The 6,804-nt window shown below is 30.9% G+C and carries 6 protein-coding genes; 2 read left to right on the top strand and 4 right to left on the bottom strand.

The features are described 5' to 3' along the window. The first annotated feature begins 656 nt into the window (after positions 1-656). Complete coding sequence (locus tag U9R42_15160; protein ID MEA3497365.1) at positions 657-2,204, top strand: acyl-CoA carboxylase subunit beta; 1,548 nt, start codon at positions 657-659, stop codon at positions 2,202-2,204. A gap of 10 nt (positions 2,205-2,214) precedes the next feature. Beyond that, positions 2,215-2,544 (top strand): acetyl-CoA carboxylase biotin carboxyl carrier protein subunit, encoded by a 330-nt coding sequence (locus tag U9R42_15155; protein MEA3497364.1) that lies wholly within the window; start codon positions 2,215-2,217, stop codon positions 2,542-2,544. A gap of 308 nt (positions 2,545-2,852) precedes the next feature. On the opposite strand, the gene U9R42_15150 is transcribed toward U9R42_15155, so the two are convergent. From U9R42_15150 to U9R42_15135, 4 genes are all read right to left on the bottom strand, one after another. Then, positions 2,853-3,833: a type IX secretion system membrane protein PorP/SprF gene (locus tag U9R42_15150; protein MEA3497363.1), complete on the bottom strand. Its 981-nt coding sequence runs from the start codon at positions 3,831-3,833 to the stop codon at positions 2,853-2,855. A gap of 71 nt (positions 3,834-3,904) precedes the next feature. Continuing rightward, positions 3,905-4,891, bottom strand: a complete 987-nt coding sequence (locus tag U9R42_15145) for a type IX secretion system membrane protein PorP/SprF (protein MEA3497362.1) — start codon at positions 4,889-4,891, stop codon at positions 3,905-3,907. 12 nt (positions 4,892-4,903) lie between these two features. After that, positions 4,904-6,157, bottom strand: coding sequence for an outer membrane beta-barrel protein (locus U9R42_15140; GenBank protein ID MEA3497361.1), 1,254 nt, complete (start codon positions 6,155-6,157; stop codon positions 4,904-4,906). A 10-nt stretch (positions 6,158-6,167) separates the two neighbouring features. After that, positions 6,168-6,701 (bottom strand): RNA polymerase sigma factor, encoded by a 534-nt coding sequence (locus tag U9R42_15135; GenBank protein ID MEA3497360.1) that lies wholly within the window; start codon positions 6,699-6,701, stop codon positions 6,168-6,170. Between the last annotated feature and the right edge of the window lie 103 nt (positions 6,702-6,804).

Genomic DNA, 6,804 nt, shown 5'->3' with positions numbered 1-6,804 from the left:
AGTTGTGATAACATAAAGAAAATCAATAGTATAATAATTCCATAATGAATTGTTTCATACTTTGTGATTCTTAGTGTCTTAGAATATTCGTGGCTAATTATCAATATCTTGCCACAAAGACACCAAGTCACAAAGTTGCACTAAGAAAAAATACAGAATATAACAGTCAGATAATAAATCTATGCTGAGCGGTCATAAGCTGTGTTTTGCTATATCGTGTAAACGGATAATAATCAATATGTTAAACATAGCGCCAAAGCTCAAATTATGACCAGTCGAAGTATATGTTAGCACACAGAATTATTATGCGAAACTTGAGTAACAAAGAAAAAGGGAAATAGAAATAATTTATATCGGTAATTTTGCTTTCACATTGGTATAACTGCTTGTTTTTGATATAATTACAAGGATGAGAGAGTAAAACTCAATTCAAAAAAGTAAATAAGATTCTTAATTTGGAATAAAATAGACTATCTTTGAAATCTAAAAACATATTAATTGTTTTCTAATATGCAGAATAACATCAAAATAGAAAAAAAAGGTGGATGATTTGTATTATTTTTCCATATTAGTATTTTTGCTAAGTATTAAATTTGTATAGTTGCAAAAATTTAAAAAGCTGTAATTGAAAAGATTTTAACCAAAATTGTAATAATATGTCTATAAGATCAACAACAATAGAATTAAAAAAGAGGATACAAGGAGTTTCTAAAGGTGGTGGAGATAAAGCAATTGAGAAACAGAAAGCCGGTGGAAAATTGACAGCACGAGAACGTATTGTCGCTCTGTTAGATCCTAACTCATTTCATGAGTATGATATGTTTGTAAAACATGTTGGGACCGATTTTGATATGGATAAAAAAGAATTGCCTGGTGATGGTGTGATTACAGGAACCGGAACAATTTATGGATATCCGATTTGCATTTATGCTCAGGACTTTACCGTAGCAGGAGGTTCTTTGGGAAATATGCATGCAAAAAAGATTACCAAAATCATGGATCATGCTATGAGATTAAAAGTACCTTTGATTGGAATTAACGATTCTGGAGGTGCCCGTATTCAGGAAGGTGTTAACTCACTTGCCGGTTATGGTGAAATATTTTATAGAAACACACGTGCTTCAGGAGTAATTCCTCAAATCACTGTAATACTCGGACCATGTGCAGGAGGGGCTGTTTACTCACCTGCTTTAACTGACTTTGTATTTGTTGTGGAAAATATTTCAAAAATGTTTATCACAGGACCTGCAGTAATAAAAACTGTTCTTGGGGAAGAAATTTCAATGGAAGAACTTGGAGGGGCAAGGGTACATGCAGAAAAAACAGGGAATGCACATTTTTTTGCTGAGAGTGAAATGGAATGTTTTGAGCAAGTTAAAAGATTGACTAGTTTTATTCCTTGGAACAATACTAAAAAAGCAGAACCATTTGTAAAAAAATCTCCCAAAACAAGGCAATATAAAATTCAGAATGTTTTTCCTACAAACAAAAAACAGCCTTATGATGTAAGGGATATTATTAGAGCAGTATGTGATGATTCTGATTTTCTGGAAGTGATGGAGTTATTTGCTCAGAATATTGTTATAGGATTTGCAAGATTAAATGGTGAAACTGTTGGCTTTGTAGCTAATCAACCACTTGTTTTAGCAGGTGTTCTTGATGTCGATTCTTCCGATAAAGCAGCGAGGTTTATTAGGTATTGTGATGCATTTAATATTCCTTTAGTAACACTTGTTGATTTACCTGGATATTTGCCTGGTGTTGATCAGGAGCATGCAGGTGTTATCAGGCATGGAGCCAAAGTATTGTATGCATATTCAGAAGCAACGATTCCAAAAATCACAGTAATAACTCGAAAAGCTTATGGTGGAGGATACATCGCTATGTGTTCTAATCATTTAAAAGCTGACTTTGTGTTTGCATGGCCTACTGCCGAAATTGCAGTTATGGGTCCTGAGGGTGCAGCAAATATTATCTTTAGAAAGGAGATTCAAGAGGCTGATGATCCTGAAAAATTCAGACAGCAAAAAGTTAAGGAATATATTAAAAAGTTTGCGAATCCTTATGTTGCTGCTGCTTATGGATATATTGATGCGGTAATAGAACCTGATGAAACAAGAAAATTTTTAATTCATGCTTTAGAAATTTCTACTAATAAATCAGTAGAAGTACCTGAGAGAAAACATGGAATTCCACCGTTTTAAAATATAAATTATGGCAAAACAAGATGCTAAAGAAGTAAAATATACTACTTTTAAGATACATACGGCAAAATATAAAACTCTATTGACAAAGAAGTTTAGAGAAAGGGAAATATATAAGCCAAAAGATGATAAAAAAGTAACTGCATTTATTCCCGGTACTATAAAAAAGATTTATGTAAAAGAAGGGAAGGATGTAAAAAATGGTCAAAAACTTTTTATTCTTGAAGCAATGAAAATGGACAATATAATAACTTCCAAAGTTAGTGGGAAGGTTAAAGAGATACACGTAAGTTTAGATGACAAGGTTACGAGGGAACAGTTGCTTTTAGAGATAGTATAAAAAAATATTATTTTTCATTATGAATAAACCTCGTCATTTTCTTTTTGGCGGGGTTTTTTATTTTTTGTGTTCTCTACATTTTGCTGTGTTTGAGATTAATCGTGAGTTTTTGCATTATACTGCTACTGTCCTAACCCGGATAAACTGGAATAGAATAACTGCCACAGATTCACAGATTAAAATGAATTTACTCTAATAAATTTTTACAACGCAAACTACCAAAGGCAGTTTGAAATCTGTGAATATATGTCAGTTTTTGTTCTTTATATATTTTTTACAAAAAGGACACGAATATTAGAAATACGATACTAAAAATCGGGACATTGCATTTTTCTCCATTTTGTAGAAGGAACTCTATCGCGAGAATCTAATTCAAATATTAGAGAAATTTCATGACTGCCACGTGCTCCAAAACGAGCTTCTGAAAAAGTGATGTCATAGCTGTATCCAATTTTAACAGGGTCTTTTTTAATTCCAATCAACGCCATTACTGCATCAAAATTAGCAGATGTTTGACGAAACCAAATTCCACTAATAAAATAATCTTTAATAAAATATGCTCCTACATTGAATTGCATAAAATTATCCTGCATTTGAAAAAGAATGTTTGGAGAGAAAAATTTAGTAGGAAATCGTGAATTCTCAAGAGGAATCATCATTCCAATGTGGGAAGTATATTTTCTGTTAAGTATTGATGAAGGATCATCTAAAAAACTTTGTTTAGGTTTGTTAATATGATGTACTGCAGCTCCTGCATAAAATCGTTTTGTAAAAGCCATAATTCCTGCAGAGAAATCAAGAAATGGATTCATTTTATAAAATCCGGGAGCAGGAAGGTTTTCCTGAGTTTCGCGGACAACTCCTTGGCGAGGATGAATCATATCGCCAAAAATAAGTTTACTAAAATCTATGGTTTTTTGTTGGATACTTGTCTGCAATCCTGCTTTGATAGAAAATTTTGGTGAAAGATTAAGGTGATAAGAGTAAATAAAGCTTCCTTGATATGTAGAAAGTTCTCCATCTCCTGCACGGTCATACATTACTTGTGCTCCAATTCCTCCTGCAAGCTTATCAAAATGTTGATCCCATGATGCGGCATAAGTTACAAAAGATGACTGTAGTGATGGCCATTGATTTCTATAGTTCATTATCAATCGTGGACCTTGAGCTGTTCCTGCAAATGCAGGATTCAAGTAAAGTGGATTTGCATAAAATTGTGTGAATTCAGGATCTTGAGCTTTTAATCCCAGACTGATAAATATAAATATTAAAACGACTAATCTTTTCATTTTTTTTAATTTTTTAATGAACTTATGCAAGTTACAACTTTTAGAACGTTATTTCCAAATCAAAAACAAAATTAAAAATCAGGACAATCTAATCTTTGCCAATGCTTAGGAGGAGGTCTTTTATAAACTTTCATTTCTACAATTAATGAAATTTCATGACTTCCTAATGAAGCTTTATTGACATCAGAAATTGTAATATCATAACTATATCCGAATTTTAGCTGATCTTTCTTTACGCCTATAAGTGCCATGACTGCATCACTGTTAACGGATGTTTGACGATACCAAACCCCTGTTATAAAAAACTTATTTATATAGTATGCACCTACATTTAATTGCATAAAGTGATCTTGCTTTTGGTATAAAATATTTGGTGAGAAAAATGATTTATGTTCTCTTTCTTTGTCCATTGGAATCAACATTCCTATGTGTCCTGTCATTTTCATAGGAAGGGTACTGCCTGGGTTTCCTAAAAATGATTGTTCGGGTTCGTTAATATGGTGAACTGCAAAGCCTGCATAGAACTTCTTTGTAAATCCTAAAATACCTGCTGAAAAATCAGTGAAAGGTTCAATTTCTGTTTTTCCATTTGTATTAGGAAGTGGTTCTTGAGTGTTATAAATAAAACCTAAGCGGTTGTCAATTTGATCTCTCCAAAGTAATTTATTAAAATCTAAACTCTTTTTAGTTATTGATGCTTGTAATCCTGCTTTTATTGAAAATTTTTTGCTTACACGCAAATGATATGAGTACATGAAATTTGCTTTTGTTGTGGATAATTCTCCATCACCTGCTTGGTCGTAAAGGGCTTGAAAACCAATACCACCACCTATTACATCAAAATGTTGGTCATAGGAAGCTGTGTAAGTAACAAAAGAAGCTCCAATACTTGGCCATTGGTTTCTGTAGTTCATTGCAAATCTGGGACCTCCTGATGTACCTGCAAAAGCTGGATTTAAATAAATTGGATTTGCATAAAATTGCGTGAATTGGGGATCTTGTGCCCTTGCTTCTATTAAAAATGTTAGTATAACACTAAATAGTAAGAGTTTTTTCATGGTCAAAGATATTTAAAATTTATAGTTAATACCAACATAAATGCCAGTTAATATTTTTTTTAATTCAAAAATGTCGTGTTCTTTTGTATTTCCTTCTATCAGTCCACCACTTGTATTCAATCGTATTGTTGGTGAAAACACTATGCTTAAGTCATTAAATAATAGGTAGTTGATGTCAGTGCTAAGTGTTGGATTTATTCTGATATTTTTGTAATTTGAAAATGGTTCTTTGCTTGAAGAATTATCAAAATAAAGTGTTTGGTTGCTGTGCATAACTAAAAAACTTGAAACAATTCCAGATGAAATTGTCAGATTAATATTCTCAGAACTAAAGTATTTGTAGGTTAAAAGAATTGGGACTTCAAAATATTTTAAATCAATATCAGAAAAAGTAGGCTTTAATGGGGATAAAGGTGTGGAAATATTATTGTAATCAATTTTGTATTTTTTATTGGTATATGAAAATCCGCTTTTAAAATTGATTTTTTTATTTGTTCTGAATGTAACAAAAAATCCGGGAGATATATAGCTTTTATTTTTATTTTGATAAAGATAGCCCTCATAAGATATGTTACTTGCGAGGTCAAAATAATCATTCGCTAAACCAAAAGATAATGAAATGTTTTTCTTTTTCTTTGACCGTGGCGTAGGGATAACTACATGTACTTGCGAAAGTTTTGTTGAATCTTTTGTTTCATTTAAAAAAGAAAATATCATTGCTCTTTGCAAAACAATATCCATAGCTAAGGTAGATATTTTTGTGAATTGTGGAATTGGAGTTTCTTTAGTTTGATTGACGAATTTATTGTCAAATTTTTGTTGTGAACTTGCTTTTTTTGTTTTTAATACTATGGAATTGAAATTATCTGATTTTTTATTTGTGCTTTTATTCTTTGCTTTTTTAACTTTTGAAATGTTGTTTTTTGATAATTGTATTTCCTTTTTTTCTAATGATGTTTTTGAGCTTTGTGCTATTCTTTTTCTTGTTTTTACTTCTTTTGTTTGCGAAATTTTTTCTTTTGCAACTTCTTCTTTGCTGTTGTTTTGATTGAATAAAATAAAATAAGTAAAAGCTAAAATCAATATTGAAGCAGCCACATAAGAGATTTTCTTAAATGCTTTTGACTTTAAGAATACTAATTTACTAACACTGTTTCCTGATAATGAAGTTTTCATTTTATCCCAATGTGAAGGAGAAAATGAGGGTTGATAATTATTCATCTTTGATTTGATAAAATCATCAATATGTTTTTTATTATCAGCCATTTATTAAGAATTATTTTTTTGTATTTTCAATTTTTTGTTTCAATAATTTTCTCGCATTTGAAAGATGCCAATGAGATGTTCCTTCGCTCATGTCTAACTTCTTTGCAATTTCACTATGTTTATATCCTTCAATTACGTAAAGGTTAAATACTGCTCTACTCGTTGGTGGAAGTTGTTGGATAAATGAAATAATTTCTTTTTCATCAATATTTTCTAAGGTTTCATTTTCTATCAAAAATTCATTTTCATCAATATTCAACTGTAATTCTTTTGCTGTTTTGTCAGATTTAATATGGTCAAGGGCGGTGTTTATCATTATTCTTTTTATCCAATTTTCAAAAGAACCTTTTTGTTGGAATGAATCAATCTTGTTAAAAACTTTAAAAAATCCTGAATTTACAACCTCTGATGCATCATGGTAATTGCCGGTATATCTAAGACTTATATTCATCATCTTTCCAAAAAAATGTTTGTACAACTTTTCCTGACTTTTAAGATTCTGATTTTTACAACCATTTATAATTTTTGTTAGCTTAAAAATCATTGTTGTTGTTCATTTTTATAGACGATAAATTATTAAGTAATCTTTGGTTATTTTTTAAAAAACTTCAAAATTGATAAAAATCTTAGAATTATGCAACAGTTTT

This window comes from Bacteroidota bacterium (genome assembly GCA_034723125.1).
Taxonomy (GTDB): Bacteria; Bacteroidota; Bacteroidia; order CAILMK01; family JAAYUY01; genus JAYEOP01.
The sequence above is the reverse complement of the archived record's forward strand: the minus strand, read 5'-3'. Positions and strand labels throughout refer to the sequence as shown.

Bases quoted from the DNA above. Each gene is read 5' to 3' on its own strand.
- U9R42_15135 (MEA3497360.1), bottom strand. From the start codon at position 6,701: ATGATTTTTAAGCTAACAAAAATTATAAATGGTTGTAAAAATCAGAAT.
- U9R42_15160 (MEA3497365.1), top strand. From the start codon at position 657: ATGTCTATAAGATCAACAACAATAGAATTAAAAAAGAGGATACAAGGA.
- U9R42_15145 (MEA3497362.1), bottom strand. From the start codon at position 4,891: ATGAAAAAACTCTTACTATTTAGTGTTATACTAACATTTTTAATAGAA.
- U9R42_15140 (MEA3497361.1), bottom strand. From the start codon at position 6,157: ATGGCTGATAATAAAAAACATATTGATGATTTTATCAAATCAAAGATG.
- U9R42_15150 (MEA3497363.1), bottom strand. From the start codon at position 3,833: ATGAAAAGATTAGTCGTTTTAATATTTATATTTATCAGTCTGGGATTA.
- U9R42_15155 (MEA3497364.1), top strand. From the start codon at position 2,215: ATGGCAAAACAAGATGCTAAAGAAGTAAAATATACTACTTTTAAGATA.